The sequence below is a fragment of the Rhodobacteraceae bacterium Araon29 genome, assembly GCA_039640505.1.
Classification (GTDB): Bacteria; Pseudomonadota; Alphaproteobacteria; order Rhodobacterales; family Rhodobacteraceae; genus CABZJG01.
Window position 1 is genome coordinate 3335132 of sequence record CP046865.1, and the last position, 17033, is coordinate 3352164.

Consider the following 17033-nt stretch of genomic DNA (forward strand, 5'->3'; position numbering starts at 1 on the left):
TGCTATACTAATTTCTAAAGATCAAAAATAGATCGAGCAGCATATGTTAAAACTATTCTACGCCTTCCTTTTGGTGCTTTTTGTGGCATCCTGCGGAATTATGACGCCGGGCAGCGCGCCGAGAAACCTTGATAATGCCTGCTCGATCGTACAGCAGCGGCCACAGTATCTGCGGGCGTTCAAAGCCACTGAACGCAAATGGGGCGTTCCGGTAAATGTGCAAATGGCCATCATTCATCAGGAAAGCAAATTCAAAAAAGCCGCAAAAACACCACGAAAATATTTTCTTGGGGTGATTCCGAACGGCCGCCAAAGTTCAGCCTATGGCTTTGCCCAAGCTTTGGATGGAACCTGGTCTGAATACAAAGAGTCCACCGGACGTTTTGCAGCCCGGCGCAGCAGTATTCGCGATGCTGCCGATTTCATGGGCTGGTATATGACCGAAACCAAACGCCGCAGCGGGGTCGCACTGTCGGATGCGCGCAATCAATATCTGGCCTATCATGAGGGCCAGGGTGGATTTATGCGCGGCACTCATCTTAAAAAGTCATGGCTGCTAGCGGTTGCTGATAAAGTGGCTGACCGCTCGGCAACATACCGCCGGCAACTTAAAAGCTGTGGGAAAATCTAGCGATTTTTACGGCGTTCTGTGTTTAGCAGAATATTGAACAGGCTATCGCCCAATTCGTTTCCAGTGACAAAGTCATTAAGTACAACAACCGTTTGATCACCGTTTTGATCCTCGATCACCCATTGCCTTAATTGCGGCTCTGGTCCGGTAAAGATCAGCGCGATTTTGCCGCGCTCTGGATGCTTGGGGTCTTGCACACCCAAAATGGTCGAGGTGCCATCAAACCGATGAGCCGTCACCATTCTTTCGCGGGCCAAATCAAGATCATCTGCCAGAATGAGGCCGAGCGGTGTTTTGCTTAGGGGATAGGTTTCCGGACCGGCGTCACCTTTGGGATCAAAGATTGCCAACTCACCACCAGCAGCCAAAACCAGGGCGTCATTTGGCGGATCATATTCAAACCGAATGCGGCCCGGTCTTTTGATGTAAATCGCCCCTGTCGCCAAGCTGCCATCCATATTAATCTGGGTAAATTCGGCCTCAACCGTCCGCAAATCGTTCAAATAGTCCGATAATGTCGAAAGCGGCAAGATATCTGCCCGTAGTGGATGTGCTGAGAAGCTTATAAATCCGAGCACTAAAAAGATATTTTTTAAAACCATGACACCATCTTAAGCAAAACCGCTCCGGCGACCAGCCCAAATAGCTTCTTGTAACAACGCTGGGCAAGTTATTGCTGTTCAGGCACTAGAATTTCGCGTTTTCCAACATGGTTTGAGGCGCTGACAAGACCGGCATCTTCCATTTGCTCGACAAGCCGGGCAGCTTTGTTATAGCCGATGGCAAGCTTGCGCTGGATATAGCTTGTTGAGCACTTGCGATCGCGTAGAACAATTGCCACCGCCTCATCATAGAGCGCATTTTCACCGTCTGTATTACCGCCCAGACCGAGGACCATGTCAATGTTGTCGGCCTTTTCCTCATCCGGCCCTTCCACAACGCCACTTTTATAATCCGGCGGCCCATGGGATTTAAGGTGATTAACGATTTCTTCGACCTCTTCATCGCTGACAAAAGGCCCGTGGCAGCGGGTGATTTTTGAACCACCGGCCATGTATAGCATATCACCCATGCCCAAAAGCTGCTCTGCGCCCATTTCCCCTAGGATCGTCCGGCTGTCGATTTTACTGGTCACCTGAAAGGAAATTCGGGTGGGAAAATTGGCTTTGATCGTACCGGTGATCACATCCACCGAGGGCCGCTGGGTGGCCATAATAAGATGGATACCCGAGGCCCGCGCCATTTGCGCAAGGCGCTGGATACAGGCTTCAATTTCTTTGCCTGCAACCATCATCAAATCTGCCATTTCATCCACCACGACGACAATATATGGCATTTTTTCTGGTGCAAATTCTTCGGTTTCAAATATCGGCTCGCCGGTGGTATCTTCAAAACCTGTCTGCACCGTTCGGCTAAACATTTCACCTTTGCGCTGGGCATCTTCGACACGGCCGTTATAGCCGTCGATGTTACGCACCCCCATTTTGGACATTTTGCGGTAGCGCTCTTCCATTTCGCCGACCACCCATTTAAGCGCCACGACCGCCTTTTTGGGGTCCGTGACCACTGGGCTTAACAGATGCGGAATACCGTCATAAACACTGAGCTCAAGCATTTTGGGATCAATCATGATCATCCGGCACTCTTCCGGCGTCAGTTTGTAAAGCAGCGATAGGATCATTGTGTTGATGGCAACGGATTTACCTGAACCCGTTGTGCCGGCAATCAGCAAATGCGGCATCTTGGCCAAATTGGCCACCATCGGTTCACCGCCAATATCCTTACCCAAAGCAAGTGGTAATTTTTGGTTGCTATCGCCAAATGACTTGGCGGATAAAATTTCGCGCAAAACGACTTTTTCACGGTTTTCATTTGGCAACTCGATGCCGATTACCGAGCGTCCGGGTACAGTGGATACCCGCGCCGAAAGCGCCGACATTGAACGCGCGATATCATCGGCCAAACCGATCACCCGACTGGCTTTTAGGCCGGGGGCAGGTTCAAGTTCATACATGGTGACCACTGGGCCGGGGCGAACACTTACAATTTCGCCTTTAACCCCGTAATCATCCAGAACCGCTTCCAAAAGACGGGCATTTTCCTCAAGTGCTTCATCGGAAAGATGGTGGCGCATAACTGAAACTGGATTGGCCAAAAGTCCCAAAGGCGGCAATTCATAGTCACTTGCGCTCTCTTCAAACTGTAATCTTGGCTGGGCTTCTTCTTTGGCCCGCAAGGATTGGCTCATCGGCTTTCTAAGCGGTGGCTGCACAACCTTTTTTGCTTCAATCTTGGGCCGCTGGAGGCCCGTGGTCGTTCCAAAATCAAGCGGCTCAGGGTCAGCCATATCAACATCATCTGTTTCATAAATATCCATATGATCGCCGCTCAGTGCCGGCTCAACCCGCACACCTGAGGATGCAGGTTCTGTGTCCCTGCGCATACGGGATTTAACCACATCAGATATCCTTGCACTGATCCGTGCATCCCCCGGCATATTTTGGACATCCACATCCGATTGGTGTTCCACCAACTCAGGCTCGGGCATTTGTTCACCGCGTTTTGAAAAAGTCGGCATGCGCGACAGAAAGCTGGGCTTTTCAATCCGCGCAGGCCGATCATCATCGGCAAAACCCCGCGCTTCAGGAGCGCGTGGAATGGATAAAGACTGGCTTGCCGCTGTCTTGATCTGGGTCTGCATGGATTGGGGCGCTGTATCTGGGCTTTGCACTTTTCTAAGGGCCTCTTTTTGCTGCAGCGACGCGGCAGCTTTAAATGCACCGCGCGCGCCAACACCAAGTAAGCGCATAAGAGCAGCATAGGACACAACCAGACCAACCAGTAAAAATCTAAAAATTGCGGCCAGTTCTGGCCGTGAAAACCCAAGTGTATAAAGCCCACTGATTACAACCGAAATGCCTGAAACAAGCGATATAATCAAAAGACTTTGGGCAGTGGGCAACGGTATGGTGGCCAGCAGGTTGCGCAGCACGGTATCGCCAAAAAGCCCGCCCATGCCAAAACTATGGCTCCAACTGCCCACAGGAACCAAACTTGCAGCATATATCGATGCCAGAGCAATCATTATGGGTGCAAAAATCAACCGGCCAAAAGCACGTTCAGCGCCTTTGTGCAATAAACAGCGAATTCCCCACGCGGCCGCCAAAGTGGCGATCGCCCAACAGGACCAGCCCAAGATTAACATGCTTGGGGCGGCCATCGTGGCACCAGGAACACCAAGCATATTTTGGACCGGCGCATCCGAAGCCGACAGCCAGCTTGGATCTTCTGGTGAATAACTCATGATGACCATTGCCAACAGGGCGCTAGCGGCAACCAGTGCAAGGCCGAGCAATTCAACACCACGCTTTTCCAATGCCGCATGAACATGCGGGCCAAACAAAGTTTGCTGCTGGTGGGTTTGATTATATGCCATAGATGCCTCGCTACTTAAAAAGACAGTCGCGCAGGCGGATTAGCCCTTGCTCTGCTTCATTTTTTGGGGCCACCAAAGCGACCCGAATGTATTTCTTGCCGGGATTTTCGCCCTGAACATCTCTCGATAGATATGCGCCTGGCAGGACACGAACTCCGGTGTCTTGCCATAGTTTTAGTGCGGCTGCTTCCCCATCGCCTACATCAAGCCAAAGGAAAAATCCCGCTTCGGGGGAATTATACCCCGACACTCCGGCAAAAATTTCATCGGCCATTTCAAATTTTTCGGCATAAAGCGCGCGGTTTTCGATCACATGCGCTTCATCTGCCCAAACTTTTGTTGCCGCACGCTGGAGCGGCAGTGGCAGCGGCGCACCCGCATAGGCGCGCAATTGCTTTACCCGCGCAATACTTCGCGGGCCTGACGCTACAAAACCAGAGCGGAGTCCTGCAAGGTTTGAGCGCTTTGAAAGGGAATGAAATACCACCACCCGCTCAGGGTCGGCGCCAAACTCTGCCGCCATCTGCAACCCACCAACCGGTGGTGCATCACGGTAAATTTCGCTGTAACATTCATCCGCAAAAATCTGAAAATTATACTTTTCAGCCAGCCCAAGCAAATCGCGCCAATAGGCACGGCTTGCCACAGCGCCCTGCGGGTTTGAGGGCGAACACAGATAGGCAATGGCTGTACGGTTCAATATCTCAGGCGGCAAAGCGGTGTAATCCGGCAAGTATCCGCTTTTGGCGGTCGCAGACACGAACACCGGCTCGGCACCAATAGAGTGGGCTGCAACTGCGTAGACTTGATAAAACGGATTGGGGATTAAAATCGCCGGCGGATTGCCACCCAATTCTTCTGGGCACAGCGCCATCGCAGCATTATAAAGCCCTTCACGTGTGCCGTTGAGCGCCATGACCTGATCATCTGCGCTGATGGCTATATCGTAACGCTTTTGCAGCCATATTGCGATCGACTGCAGCAACTCGGGGCTGCCGTCATTGGGCGGATACTTATTGAACTCGGCCGAGTGCTCGGCAATCACATCGGCAACCCACGCCGGAAAGGCGTGCTTTGGCTCACCGATGGTCATATGCAAAACATCGCCACCCGGCGCATGCGGATCAAGCAAAGCGCGCAGACGTGGAAATGCATAAGCCGGTAGGTTCGAAAACCGCTCAGGAAACATTTTATAGCCTCAAAGTTCGGGATCATAACGCCCCGATTACTTGTAGAATAACCAAGCGAGGCTGCTACGTCTACAAAAACGCATCAAAAAAAGGGATTTCCACAGAAAATTGTCGCAAAATCCCATGAAATTCGATGATTTAGGGAGCTTTTAGCTTTTCAAAGCAGTCTCAGCCGCCACGCTCAGCCGCAAAAGTCGGTTTTCTTCACCCGGACCAGCCATCAACATTAGCCCGCAACTTGGCGTGCCGGTGGGCAATGTCACTGCGCATAGCCCCATCAAATTACCGATCCGTGTGTTGCGCAGGGCCAATAGATTTTCAGTAACATAATAGCTATCATCACTCAAAAGCCGCTGTGCATCCGGCGGCAAAATGGGCGCGCTGGGACATAAAACAGCATCATATCCAGCGCTTTTTTCAGCATAGCTTTGCCGCAACCCGCCCAGTTTACGCCATGCTGCCACATAATCAGATGCGGAGAATTCAGCGCCGCCACGAAACCGTTTGAGAATTTCATCAAACATCAGATCAGGCTCGGCTTCGATCACATCTTTCCAAGTTCCATAGGCCTCTGAAGTATACAAAATCGGGCTTAGCGGCAGCGCTTCGCTCACGGCTGGTATTTCAATATTTTCAATAACGGCGCCAGCTTCAGCCAACCGCTCAATGGCAGTTTCAAAGCCAACGCGCGGGGCGTTGCGTAGATCATCAAAGGCCGCGGTTTGCAGCACCGCCAGACGTTTTCCACGCAAATCGCAGCTTTGCATATCCAGTGCAGGGCGCCCCTGCAACGCAGCAAAGAGCAAAGCGGCATCTTCGACAGTTTTGCTCAACGGGCCGATGGTGTCAAAATGTTCACATAGCGGCACGACCCCGTCCATCGGCAAGACACCTGCTGTGGTTTTCAGCCCCACCAAATCATTCCAAGCGGCCGGTATCCTTACCGATCCACCAGTGTCCGATCCTATTGCCGCCGCCGCCAATCCAAATGCGACAGATGCAGCAGCGCCGGAGGATGATCCACCGGACACGGCGCTTGGATCATTGACACAGGGCGGGCTTTCGGTCACCGGATTGAGCCCCAAACCGGAAAAGGCCAGTTCCGACATATGGGTTTTGCCGATGCATACCAATCCCATTGCGCTGGCATTATGCAACACTTTCGCATCGCGCTCGGGGGTGCGACCACGCAGCAATGCGCTGCCCGCTTCGGTGGCATACCCAGCGGTGTCAAACAGGTCTTTCCAACTGATCGGCACCCCGTCCAAAGGCGATAACCGTTGGCCAGAGCGGGCACGGGCCTGAGCTGCGCGCGCTTCGGCCATTGCACGATCTGGCGTCAGCATGGTAAAAATGCGGTGGCTTTGCGGATGATCTTCGGCCGCATCCAAATAGGTTTGGGTTAGGGCAACCGGATCTAATTTTCCGCTCTGAATATCCTGTCCCAGCTGCGCGGCTGTCTGATCAAATATAGAATTCATTACCCAAGCTCCTTTTTATTACCACAGAAGGTAGCGGCATCAAAGCACATGGACAATCCTACAGTTTGACCCATAGTGGATTTATGAATTATGACACAGATATTGCAATTGTTGGCGGCGGTTTAAATGGCGCTATAATGAGCTTGGCCTTGGCAGAGGCAGGCTTTACCGTCACCTTAATTGATCCACAGACCTTAAAGTCAAAGCAAAACCCCCATTTTGATGGCCGCAGTTATTCTTTGGCCATAGCCTCTGTCCGCCTGATGCAAGCCTTAGGCCTTTGGGAGGAGCTTGCCCCAAATGCACAGCCTATTTTAGAGATAAAAGTTGCCGATGGTCGGGCCTATTCAAATCCCTCCCCCTATTTTTTGCATTTCGACCACCACGAAATAGAAGAAGGCCCCATGGGGCATATGGTCGAAGACCGTCATTTACGGCCTCTGTTGCAAAAGCGTTTGCAAAGCGTATCCCAAATCAACTACCGCGCCGGCCTGTCGGTTTCTGAGATGACAATAACCAATACTCACGCCGAGTTGAGGCTTAACACCGAAGAAACCATTACCACCCGCTTGGTGATCGGTGCAGACGGCCGACAAAGTCAAACGGCAGAGCGCGCCGGGATCAAACGTACCGGATGGCGTTATGGCCAAACCGCTTTGGTCTGCGCCCTGAGCCACAATATTCCCCACCAAGGTGTTGCCTGCCAGTATTTTATGCCCCCCGGCCCACTTGCGATTCTGCCGCTTACGGGCAACCGATCATCCATTGTATGGACCGAAAGTGATGCCAATGCTGCCACCATTATGGCGATGGATAACAATGATTATATGGCCGTTTTGCAACCGCGCATCGGTGACTATCTAGGCAAAGTCGAGTTGGCTGGCGCTCGCTATAGCTATCCGCTGGATTTAACCATAGCGCAGAATTATGTCATGCCGAGGCTGGCTTTGGTGGGCGATGCGGCGCATGGGGTACATCCCATTGCCGGACAGGGGCTCAATTTGGGTCTACGAGATATCGCTGCCCTGAGTGAGGTTCTAAGTGATGCCCGCCTGCGCGGCGAAGATTTTTCCTCTTTAGCAGTTCTGCTGCGCTATCAGGAATGGCGTAGGTTCGATACGACTGCGCTTGCCGTCGCCACAGATGCCGTTAACAAATTGTTTTCAAATGATAATTCATTTCTCCGAACATTAAGGGATTTAGGAATGGGGGCCATCAATAGCCTGCCTGCTCTGCGCCGCAGTTTCATTCGCGAGGCCGCCGGCCTAACCGGCGATCTACCACGTTTAATGCAATAAATGTCAGCTATTCAGCAAGCGTTCTAGCTTCGTCGATCAACATGATCGGGATACCATCGCGGATTGGAAAGGCCAGTCGGGCAGCTTTAGAAACCAACTCTTGGCGTTCTGCATCATAGGCAAGCGTGTTGTGCGTTTGCGGACAGACCAAAGCTTCAAGCATCCGGCGCTCTGCGCTATCAGGTGGCAGTTCACTCATTGCAATATTTCCTCGGAAGATCCGCCGCGCAAGCTGTATTCGATAAGTGTCACCAGTGTTTCGCGTCGGGTGACGAGCGAAGGTGCCTCAAGCAAAGCCTGCTTATCTTCAGTATTGAAATCAAGCAGCATTGAGAGCGAGTTGATCAGCAATTCATCATCAGCATCACGCAGGGTTTCCCAATCAGTGGAAAGTTCACGCTGCTCAAAATAGCGCGACAACAGTTTAAAAAACATATCCCGCTTAAAGTCAGGGTCCTTATCTGAGGGTGAGCGGTCTTGATCAAACCCAACCCAACTGGCTTCAAATTTTCGATAAGGGGTAAAACCTTTGATTTCATCACCCAGCCGATAACGGCTAATACCTGTTAGGGTCACCATATACCGGCCATCTTCGGTTTCGGAAAACTGGGTCAACCGGCCAGCGCACCCAATGGTTTGCATACGCTCTGTCCCGTTTTGTTCACTTGGCTGGATCATTCCAATAAGCCGCTCGGGGGTCTTTAGAACATCTTCGATCATCGCCAGATAGCGCGGCTCGAATATATGCAGTGGCAGGCGCGATCGCGGCAACAGCAATGCCCCCGGAAGGGGGAAGACTGGGATCACCTTTGGTAAATCGGAATATCTTGTCATAATCGAATGATAGCACCGCAAAGCCATCAGGCAAATATCATTGAACTTAATTTTCGTCTGCCGTTCAAAACAATCGGGTCATTTGGCTTTAAAGCATCAAAAATAGTGAACAATTGGGTTTTAGCTGCTCCATCGTTCCATTCGCGGTCGCGGCCGAACAAATCTAACAATTCGTCAACCGCTGCTTCGGCTTGACCACCCGCATAGAGTGCTTGAGCATAATCAAGTCGTACTTGATGGTCGTTTGGATCAGCAGCTAATGCCGCTTGTAAATCCCCCAAAGGACCTGCATTTTGCGCCTGTTTGGCAAGTTCAAGCTGGGCAAAGGCGGCCTCAAGTTCTGGGGTATCGGCAATTTCGGCCGGTGCCCCGTTTAAGGTGGCCTCAGCTTCGTCCAGATTATCAAGTGCTATAAGCGCACGCACCAACCCACCATAGGCGCCCGCATGGGCAGGATCTTCGCCAAGGATGGCCTGAAAGGTTTGCACTGCATCCTCGGCCTGACCTTCCGTCAGCATTTCCTCAGCCGCTTCCACAGCTTCGTCTAATCCGCCATCCGCAGCGCCGCCACCGGCGGCAACAACCCGATCAACAAAGGCCTTGATTTCGGATTCGGGCACAGCGCCCTGAAAGCCATCAATCGGCTGGCCCTGCCAAAAGGCATAAACCGTTGGAATGGACTGCACACGCAATTGACCTGCGATGCCCTGATTTTCGTCCACATTCACCTTGGCCATTTTTACCGCCCCCTTGGCAGCAATCACAGCATTTTCCAATTGCGGGCCCAAGGTCTTGCAGGGGCCGCACCATGGGGCCCAGAAATCAACAATGACAGGGATAGTTTGGCTCGCCTCAACCACATCGGCCATAAAGCTGGCTTCTGTTACATCGCTTACAAGACCCTCGGCAGAAGGTGCGGGGGTTTGGCCCAATTCGATCATAATACGTCCTCGCGTGTCATTAGCTATTGCCTATATGGCGTGTCTGCAGTGAAATTCAAAGGTCAAAACTGGCAAAAACCGGTGCGTGATCGCTTGGCTGTTCCCAACCGCGAACCGGGCGCAGAATACGCGAAGAATTCGCGGCGGCGGAAATATCGCTCGTCGCCCAGATATGATCAAGCCGCCGGCCTTTGTCGGCGCTGTCCCAGTCGCGCGCGCGGTACGACCACCAGCTATAAAGCCGCCCCTCTGGAATATCCTGCCGCGTGATATCGACCCATTTGCCCGCTGCTTGGGTTTCTGCCAGATGGTCTACTTCAATTGGCGTGTGGCTGACCACTTTTAATAGCTTTTTATGATCCCACACATCATCTTCGCGCGGCGCAATATTTAAATCGCCCACAAGAATGGATTTTTGGGGTGCTTCAGCATGAAACCAGTCGCGCATCTCGGTCAAGTAATCAAGTTTTTGACCAAATTTTTCATTGACTTCACGGTCGGCCACATCGCCGCCAGCGGGCACATAAAAATTGTGAATAGTCACACCGCTTTCCAGCTGTCCAGCGATATGGCGGGCATGGCCGAGCGTGGCAAAATCCTGTGATCCAGCTTCGGTAAGGGGTAGCCGCGACAGGATCGCAACGCCATTATATCCCTTTTGTCCGCGCGCCACCATGTAGGGATAGCCTGCGGCGGCAAACACCTCGGCCGGGATTTTATCGACCGGCGATTTACATTCTTGCAGGCATAAAATGTCTGGCCCTTCTTCGCGCAGCAGTTTTGTCACTAAAGCAGCGCGCAGCCGGACCGAGTTAATATTCCAAGTTGCAATGGTAAAGGGCAATTTCATTTTTCCTTATAACGGTGGATGCCTGCCCCTATCATATAAATATTTTAGAGTGTAGGGCGCTTAGCGCCCGCCACTATAACTAATCACTTCAAATTCGACCCCTGCGTCATCATAAAAATAAAACCGCCGCCCGGGTTCGTAATCGGCGTGTGATACGGGCGTAAAGCCGGCGCTTTTGACTTTTTCTTCGGTTTCATCGAGATTATTCACCAAAACGCCAATATGGTTCATCTGGCCAACCATTGCATAATCTTTCCGCCACGGTTGCAATTTTTTTGACGGGCAGTGCAACGCCAAATAGTGATGTTCTCCGCCCATATGGATGGTGCGCCCACCTTCTCCTCCATCACCCTGCCAGCGGATTTTCCAACCAAATACATCAGCCATCCATGCTGCTGTCTTCGAAGGATCAGGGGTACAATAATTTACATGTTCCAAAGTTGCGTGTGACATATCGATCTCTCCTCTTTAAATTGATCGACCTTTGTTGTAAAAGTTCAAGTTAACTTTAAGTCAACGATTTATTTGAGATTATGTATGAAAGAAATTTCTATAGGATATTTGTCCCGGCGTACTGGGGTGGCGACCTCCGCTCTGCGCTACTATGAAACCTTAGGGTTGATTACCCCAAATCGAAATACAGGTGGGCAGCGGCGGTATCCGCGTTCAGATATCCGCCGTATTTCATTTATTATGGCAGCTCAGAGGTTTGGCTTTACCCTGCCCCGAATTAACGAACTGCTGCGCAGATTGCCGAACGGGCGTACCCCTTCGAAAGCAGATTGGGAAACCATAGGCGATCTTTTTCGCGATGAGCTGACAGCAAAAATAAACGAAATGGAACGGTTGCGCGACACTCTGAGTGGCTGCATCGGCTGTGGGTGTCTGTCACTGACGGCTTGCGCGCTTTACAACCCCAAAGACGAAGCCCACCGTAAAGGCACCGGGCCGCGTTTTCTCATGGGAGATCGGCCAAAGACAACAACCCAATAAAAAAAGGGCCCGGAAAAGCCCGGGCCAGTTCAACAGGGAGGATCGCATATCATTACCCGGATATGCACGGGGTTCTAATCAAAAAACTATTCTTCTTAACTATATTTAAATTGCAGCAAAACTTTGACAAACAAGTGTTATTTTAAAGTTAACCCGCCTATGCGACCAATTTGTAACCTCCGCTTTCGGTAATAAGAAGCGAAGCCCTTGTCGGGTCTGGTTCAATTTTTTGGCGAAGCCTATAAATGTGGGTTTCAAGCGTATGCGTGGTGACATTAGCATTATATCCCCAGACTTCATGCAGCAAGGTATCACGGGCGACAATCACATCGGCTGACCGCAGAAGGAACTTCAAGATATTAGTCTCTTTTTCTGTCAGACGAATTTTCTGCCCATTCTGCATCAACAAAACCTTATGGGCGGGCTTGAACGTATAGGGCCCCACGACGAAATTAGCATCTTCTGACTGCTCATGCTGGCGCAACTGGGCGCGCATGCGGGCCAATAGAACCGGAAACTTAAACGGCTTTGTTACATAATCATTTGCCCCTGCATCCAGCCCGAGGATGGTATCGGCATCACTGTTTTGTCCTGTCAGCATGATAATGGGGCATTTCACGCCCTGCTTTCGCAGCAATTTACAAAGTTCACGACCATCCGCATCGGGCAAGCCAATATCCAAAATCAGCAAATCAAAGTCATTTTCTTTGGTCAGTTCAATTGCGCCTTGGGCAGTGCCCGCCTCAAGCACCTCAAATTCTTCAATGATCGACAATTGCTCAACCAATGCGTCACGCAAATCTTCATCATCATCAATCATCAGTATTTTTTTGCTTGGGTCATTTTATTTGTCCTTGGATAATGCACTACAGATGCGGATACTTTAGGCATATTTCAAGTCTTGTTGGGTAGGACTCACGCCGAAGTGTGGATAAATGGGCGATTTGAAACAATATTTATAAGAAATGAAACATTGACCCTAGAAGGGGTTTAGATCACAAACCGATAATCAAGGATCAAGCGGTAAGGATGCGTTGATGACGCTCAATCCGACAGTAACAGAACAGATAGCTCGCGCCCGTGCCGATTTGCGCATGGGGGTTCCTGTTTTGCTGGTGTCTGAAACGCCTGCTTTGGTAATCCCCGCAGAAACTCTTTCAGTTGAACGACTAAATGATCTGCACAGGCTGGCCGATACGGTGAGTTTGACACTAACTGAACGCCGAGCGACGACTTTGAAGCTTGCAGCATATGATGGAGACTTGGTACGGATTGAGCTTGCGCCTGAAAGGAATATTTCTTGGATTAAAGCCGTGGCTGACCCTGCCGATGATCTAAATGCGCCCTTGAAAGGCCCGTTTCGGGCCCAGCGCGGTGGCTCGGTCGAGCTTGAGCGATCAGCGCTGCAATTGATTAAAGCGTCATATCTGCTTCCCGCGGCTGTTGTTGCACGTTTGTCTGTCGCACAAAACCTTGGAGAGTTTGATAACCTTACGCGATTGGACACAAAAGCGGCTTTGCCCCTACTTTCGGCTCCAGCGGTACTGTCAGACATTGCCTCGGCCAGCCTGCCAATTTTTTCCGCCCCCAAAGGGCGGCTCCATGTGTTTCGACCCGAGAACGGAGGAGAAGAGCATTACGCTATGGAAATTGGCCGTCCATCGAGGTCTACGCCCGTTTTGGTGCGGTTGCATTCTGCCTGTTTTACCGGTGATGTGCTGGGCAGTTTGAAATGTGATTGCGGGCTTCAGTTGCGCGGCGCTTTGCAGCAGATGGGCGATCAAGGCGCGGGCCTACTTTTGTATTTGAACCAAGAAGGCCGCGGCATTGGGCTTGCCAATAAAATGCGCGCTTATGGTTTGCAGGACCAAGGTTTTGACACGGTAGAGGCCAATCACCGGTTGGGCTTTGATGATGATGAACGCGACTTTAGACTTGGCGCGTCGATTTTAAAAGAGATGGGCTTTACCAAGATTAGGCTTTTAACCAATAATCCGGCGAAAATCACCATGATGGAGCGCAACGGTATTCAGGTGGTTGAGAGGGTGCCATTAATTACCAAAAGCACCGATCAAAACCGCGCCTATCTGGCAACCAAGGCCGCAAAATCAGGCCATTTGCTGTGACTTGAAACCTCTATTTGGCCGGGCCGCGCGCACCGAAAATCGCCGAGCCAACGCGCACATGCGTGGCGCCAAAAGCAATCGCGATTTCAAAGTCGGCCGACATGCCCATGGACAGACCACTTAAACCGTTGCGCTGGGCGATTTTGGCCAAAAGCGCAAAATGCAGGGCTGGGGTTTCTTCGACAGGCGGTATGCACATCACACCCTGCACTGGTAAGTCCATAGCGCGGCAACTGGCGATGAAGTCATCCGCATCTTCGGGCATGATGCCTGCTTTTTGCGGTTCTTTGCCGGTATTAATCTGAACAAACAGATCTGGACAGCGCCCCGTTTCCTGCGCAAGCCGCGCTAATGTTGCCGCTAATTTTGGCCGGTCCAGCGAATGGATGGCATCAAAAAGCTCAACCGCTTGTCGGGCTTTGTTGGTTTGCAGCGGGCCGAGCAGATGAAGATCAATGGCATCAAAACTTGCGCGAAAATCCGGCCATTTTCCAGCCGCTTCCTGCACCCTGTTTTCGCCGAAAATTCTCTGGCCCTGCGTGAGTACCTTTTCAACCCGCGCATTGGGCTGCACTTTTGAAACAGCAATAAGCTTGACCTGCCCTTTGGGGCGGCCATGCGCTACCTCGGCAGCAGAAATACGGGTTTGAATTTCGGCAAGGGACATTTAAGGGCTCCTTAGGCTGTCCTCTACACATAACAGCCGCGGAGAAATTGCAAGACCTAAGCCTGCGATACTGTCACTTTTAAACAAAAAAGAGCGGCCCAAGGGCCGCTCTTTCGCATTTAACCAATGTAGTTAAATTAGAATGTGAACGCAGCAGAAACTTCTACTTCGTTTACGTTATTTGACTGACCTTTAAGAACAACACCGCCCAGATCATATGAAACTGAGAAGATTGTTTGTGCGTCATCGCCATCAGCAGTCGCGCCGGCACCTTCGTCATAGGCGTATGACATTGTGATGTCGCCCATTGTGTAACCAACAGATAGTTCGTTGTCGGTATCAAGTGCTTTTGCAGACAATGTGATGTCATTCAAAGATGTAGCAACTTTCACATATGTTGCAGACGCTTCATCTGTTCCAACAGTTACAGTTGAGGCACCCATTGTATACGCTGCAGATGCATCCCATGCGGCGCCTGAGTCAGCACCTTCAACAGTGATTGCCAAATCGCCCGCTGTGAATGACGCGCTCAGAGCGCTTGCAGATGAAGAGTTGTTAGTTGCATAACCAACAGTCAGATCGCCAGCTGTGTAACCCACTTTGATTTCGCTCAAGCCAGCGCTTGTGTCTTCTGTGTAAGACGCAGAAATACCGCCGCCTGAATAAGCAAACTGAAGATCGCCAAGCTCGTCGCTTGCGCCACCAGCATCCATTTCGCCATCGGCGTCATATGTCAAAGACAGGCCTGAACCGGACATAGTGATCGCACCGCCAATGTCTGCCGCAGTGGCAGAGTCAGTTTCGTCGATGCCGATGCTTGCGGTGTATGAAATGCCGCTTGCTTCGCCAGACATAGAAACACCAAGATCAGTGGTTGAGCCCCATGATTCTGCTGCTCCGCCATCCCAGTTGCCATATGTCAGTTTTGCTGAACCGCTGAATGTTACGTCTGCGGCTGCAACACCAGCTGTCATTACGAGAGCTGTTGTTGTGAGAAGAACTTTTTTCATGTTTTTTCCCTCGGGTTATTATAATGCATTCCCTAAGCACGTGAATCGTGACCAGGTATGTGAGATTAATCGCTTTTTTTCCCGATGGTTTGCAAGCAAATGAGCAAAATAGCTGACGCAGAATAGAAATATGATGCAGCTATGCCACACCTTGAACCCTAGCCAAAATACCTAAATCTCTGCCTTTTTGGATGAATGGACGCCATCTAGACAGTCTAAGATGGTAATTTCCTTAACTAGGCAGGGGTTTGACCGGTAATTTAGCCAATTTATCGACCCATTTTAGCTGCGCGGGTAAGCAGCGCGATTGCAGATCGTAATTTTTCACCACAACGGCCCGGGCTGCGGCACCAAGCTTTGTGCGGCGCGTTTCATCCTTAAGAAGGGAATCAATGCGGCGTACTAAGGCTTTGCCATCGAAAAAATCCACCAAAACGCCGGTTTTCCCGTTTTTGATCACTTCCTTTACCGGTGCAGTGTCGCTGGCTACGATGGCGCATTCGGCGCTCATCGCTTCAATAAGGCTCCAGCTGAGCACAAAAGGATAGGTCAGATAGACATGCACCCGGCTGACCTGCAGAACAGATAAGAATACCCCATACGGCACCCGACCAAGGAAATGGACCCGCTGCCAATCCGCATCTGAAATTTCAGAGCGCACTTCATCAATAAAAATCTGCTTCCATGTTTTGCCTTTTGGGGGGCGGCCCCCATAACTCACCCCGTCGTCACCAATCAACACAATTTGCGCATTGGGTCTTTTGCGCAGCAACTCTGGCAAGGCCCGCATAAACACATGATACCCCCTGTAAGGTTCCAGATTACGGTTGATGAATGTGATCACTTCGTCCTTACGCGTAAGTGAGCGGTCCTCGCTTACCTTCAGCACCGCATCAGGGTTTGGCCTCACATGTTTTGTATCAACACCGTCATGAGTGATCGTGATATCCTCGCGAAAGCTAGAGGGATATGTAGCGGCTTGATACTGGGTTGGACTTAGACCAGCCTCTGCGACATTAAAATGTAAATGATTGTTAAGATTTTCCATCCTGAGTTTCAGTGGGCGCAATTCGGGACTACCGGCGGCAAATTCGGAGTCAAAATTAATGCTGTCGCTTTCGCGGTTATAAAATAACTCACAATAAAGCCCGATCCGCGCATCCGGCCAAACATCCTTTAAAAACAAACTTTCCCCCCACCCAAAATGGGTTAGAATGACATCCGGTTGAAATCCCTTCTCGCGCAATTTAATGGCGGCTTGATAACAAGCCTCACCTCGGATGACTTTGGTTTCAAAACTGACCACCCAGGGGTGGATACCTTTGGTGCTGCTTCTTGACACCGAATAGGGGAGGACGCGCACACCGTTCCAATTGATAGGTTCTTTCACTTTTGGGGTCAAAGCCACCACCTCATCACCACGCGCGGCAAGAGCTGGTCCAAGATGTTTATATTGGCCTGGAAAATTTTGATGGATAAGTAAAATACGCATTTAAATCTCTAAGTTTAGGGATAACGGTAAAAACTGCAGGACTTCAATTGGTTATAAAAATGAACAACGCAAAGATCGCTCAAT

Annotated in this window: 17 protein-coding genes; 4 read left to right on the forward strand and 13 right to left on the reverse strand. The window is 50.8% G+C overall.

Features of this window, described 5'->3' with window-relative positions; translation table 11 throughout:
* Nucleotides 1-43: 43 nt before the first annotated feature.
* A complete protein-coding gene (locus GN278_16205) occupies nt 44-631 on the forward strand; it encodes a transglycosylase SLT domain-containing protein (protein XAT62171.1) in 588 nt (195 codons plus the stop codon).
* Here the strand turns inward: GN278_16205 and GN278_16210 are convergent.
* From GN278_16210 to GN278_16225, 4 genes are all read right to left on the reverse strand, one after another.
* Nucleotides 628-1233: an outer membrane lipoprotein carrier protein LolA gene (locus GN278_16210; GenBank protein XAT62172.1), complete on the reverse strand. Its 606-nt coding sequence runs from the start codon at nt 1231-1233 to the stop codon at nt 628-630. The two genes, GN278_16205 and GN278_16210, sit on opposite strands and share 4 nt — an antisense overlap.
* Before the next feature lie 68 nt (nt 1234-1301).
* On the reverse strand, nt 1302-4067 hold the full coding sequence (locus tag GN278_16215; GenBank protein ID XAT62173.1) for a DNA translocase FtsK: 2766 nt from the start codon (nt 4065-4067) through the stop codon (nt 1302-1304).
* A gap of 10 nt (nt 4068-4077) precedes the next feature.
* Complete coding sequence (locus GN278_16220) at nt 4078-5256, reverse strand: aminotransferase class I/II-fold pyridoxal phosphate-dependent enzyme (GenBank protein XAT62174.1); 1179 nt, start codon at nt 5254-5256, stop codon at nt 4078-4080.
* Nucleotides 5257-5406: 150 nt separating this feature from the next.
* A complete protein-coding gene (locus tag GN278_16225) occupies nt 5407-6738 on the reverse strand; it encodes an amidase (GenBank protein ID XAT62175.1) in 1332 nt (443 codons plus the stop codon).
* A gap of 83 nt (nt 6739-6821) precedes the next feature.
* Here GN278_16225 and GN278_16230 point away from each other — a divergent pair, with 83 nt between their 5' ends.
* Entirely contained in the window at nt 6822-8036 is a 1215-nt protein-coding gene (locus tag GN278_16230) for a 2-octaprenyl-6-methoxyphenyl hydroxylase (GenBank protein ID XAT62176.1), read from the forward strand.
* Nucleotides 8037-8043: 7 nt separating this feature from the next.
* Here the strand turns inward: GN278_16230 and GN278_16235 are convergent, their stop codons facing one another.
* The 5 genes from GN278_16235 to GN278_16255 all read right to left on the reverse strand — a co-directional run bounded on the left by GN278_16235 (nt 8044) and on the right by GN278_16255 (nt 11114).
* On the reverse strand, nt 8044-8235 hold the full coding sequence (locus GN278_16235; GenBank protein XAT62177.1) for a Trm112 family protein: 192 nt from the start codon (nt 8233-8235) through the stop codon (nt 8044-8046).
* Complete coding sequence (locus GN278_16240) at nt 8232-8870, reverse strand: ATP-dependent protease (GenBank protein XAT62178.1); 639 nt, start codon at nt 8868-8870, stop codon at nt 8232-8234. Before GN278_16240 ends, GN278_16235 begins: the two co-directional genes overlap by 4 nt.
* A 26-nt stretch (nt 8871-8896) precedes the next feature.
* A complete protein-coding gene (locus GN278_16245; GenBank protein ID XAT62179.1) occupies nt 8897-9811 on the reverse strand; it encodes a tetratricopeptide repeat protein in 915 nt (304 codons plus the stop codon).
* 55 nt (nt 9812-9866) lie between these two features.
* A complete protein-coding gene (locus GN278_16250) occupies nt 9867-10655 on the reverse strand; it encodes an exodeoxyribonuclease III (GenBank protein ID XAT62714.1) in 789 nt (262 codons plus the stop codon).
* A gap of 66 nt (nt 10656-10721) precedes the next feature.
* Nucleotides 10722-11114, reverse strand: a complete 393-nt coding sequence (locus GN278_16255; protein XAT62180.1) for a VOC family protein — start codon at nt 11112-11114, stop codon at nt 10722-10724.
* Between the two features lie 84 nt (nt 11115-11198).
* Here GN278_16255 and soxR point away from each other — a divergent pair, with 84 nt between their 5' ends.
* Nucleotides 11199-11654 (forward strand): redox-sensitive transcriptional activator SoxR, encoded by a 456-nt coding sequence (soxR, locus tag GN278_16260; GenBank protein XAT62181.1) that lies wholly within the window; start codon nt 11199-11201, stop codon nt 11652-11654.
* 157 nt (nt 11655-11811) lie between these two features.
* Here the strand turns inward: soxR and GN278_16265 are convergent, their stop codons facing one another.
* Nucleotides 11812-12474, reverse strand: a complete 663-nt coding sequence (locus GN278_16265) for a response regulator (protein XAT62182.1) — start codon at nt 12472-12474, stop codon at nt 11812-11814.
* A gap of 217 nt (nt 12475-12691) precedes the next feature.
* Between GN278_16265 and ribA the strand changes: the two genes are divergently transcribed.
* Nucleotides 12692-13780, forward strand: a complete 1089-nt coding sequence (ribA, locus tag GN278_16270) for a GTP cyclohydrolase II (GenBank protein ID XAT62183.1) — start codon at nt 12692-12694, stop codon at nt 13778-13780.
* Nucleotides 13781-13790: 10 nt separating this feature from the next.
* On the opposite strand, the gene GN278_16275 is transcribed toward ribA, so the two are convergent.
* From GN278_16275 to GN278_16285, 3 genes are all read right to left on the reverse strand, one after another.
* Nucleotides 13791-14447 (reverse strand): YggS family pyridoxal phosphate-dependent enzyme, encoded by a 657-nt coding sequence (locus GN278_16275; protein XAT62184.1) that lies wholly within the window; start codon nt 14445-14447, stop codon nt 13791-13793.
* A 137-nt stretch (nt 14448-14584) separates the two neighbouring features.
* The gene (locus tag GN278_16280; GenBank protein XAT62185.1) at nt 14585-15457 is read right to left on the reverse strand and encodes a hypothetical protein; all 873 of its coding nucleotides are present in this window, start codon (nt 15455-15457) and stop codon (nt 14585-14587) included.
* A gap of 232 nt (nt 15458-15689) precedes the next feature.
* Complete coding sequence (locus tag GN278_16285; GenBank protein XAT62186.1) at nt 15690-16949, reverse strand: glycosyltransferase; 1260 nt, start codon at nt 16947-16949, stop codon at nt 15690-15692.
* Nucleotides 16950-17033 lie beyond the last annotated feature (84 nt).

Coding starts and splice junctions, on each gene's coding strand:
- GN278_16205 (XAT62171.1), top strand. CDS start 44: ATGTTAAAACTATTCTACGCCTTCCTTTTGGTGCTTTTTGTGGCATCC.
- GN278_16210 (XAT62172.1), bottom strand. CDS start 1,233: ATGGTTTTAAAAAATATCTTTTTAGTGCTCGGATTTATAAGCTTCTCA.
- GN278_16215 (XAT62173.1), bottom strand. CDS start 4,067: ATGGCATATAATCAAACCCACCAGCAGCAAACTTTGTTTGGCCCGCAT.
- GN278_16220 (XAT62174.1), bottom strand. CDS start 5,256: ATGTTTCCTGAGCGGTTTTCGAACCTACCGGCTTATGCATTTCCACGT.
- GN278_16225 (XAT62175.1), bottom strand. CDS start 6,738: ATGAATTCTATATTTGATCAGACAGCCGCGCAGCTGGGACAGGATATT.
- GN278_16230 (XAT62176.1), top strand. CDS start 6,822: ATGAATTATGACACAGATATTGCAATTGTTGGCGGCGGTTTAAATGGC.
- GN278_16235 (XAT62177.1), bottom strand. CDS start 8,235: ATGAGTGAACTGCCACCTGATAGCGCAGAGCGCCGGATGCTTGAAGCT.
- GN278_16240 (XAT62178.1), bottom strand. CDS start 8,870: ATGACAAGATATTCCGATTTACCAAAGGTGATCCCAGTCTTCCCCCTT.
- GN278_16245 (XAT62179.1), bottom strand. CDS start 9,811: ATGATCGAATTGGGCCAAACCCCCGCACCTTCTGCCGAGGGTCTTGTA.
- GN278_16255 (XAT62180.1), bottom strand. CDS start 11,114: ATGTCACACGCAACTTTGGAACATGTAAATTATTGTACCCCTGATCCT.
- soxR (XAT62181.1), top strand. CDS start 11,199: ATGAAAGAAATTTCTATAGGATATTTGTCCCGGCGTACTGGGGTGGCG.
- GN278_16265 (XAT62182.1), bottom strand. CDS start 12,474: ATGATTGATGATGATGAAGATTTGCGTGACGCATTGGTTGAGCAATTG.
- ribA (XAT62183.1), top strand. CDS start 12,692: ATGACGCTCAATCCGACAGTAACAGAACAGATAGCTCGCGCCCGTGCC.
- GN278_16275 (XAT62184.1), bottom strand. CDS start 14,447: ATGTCCCTTGCCGAAATTCAAACCCGTATTTCTGCTGCCGAGGTAGCG.
- GN278_16280 (XAT62185.1), bottom strand. CDS start 15,457: ATGAAAAAAGTTCTTCTCACAACAACAGCTCTCGTAATGACAGCTGGT.
- GN278_16285 (XAT62186.1), bottom strand. CDS start 16,949: ATGCGTATTTTACTTATCCATCAAAATTTTCCAGGCCAATATAAACAT.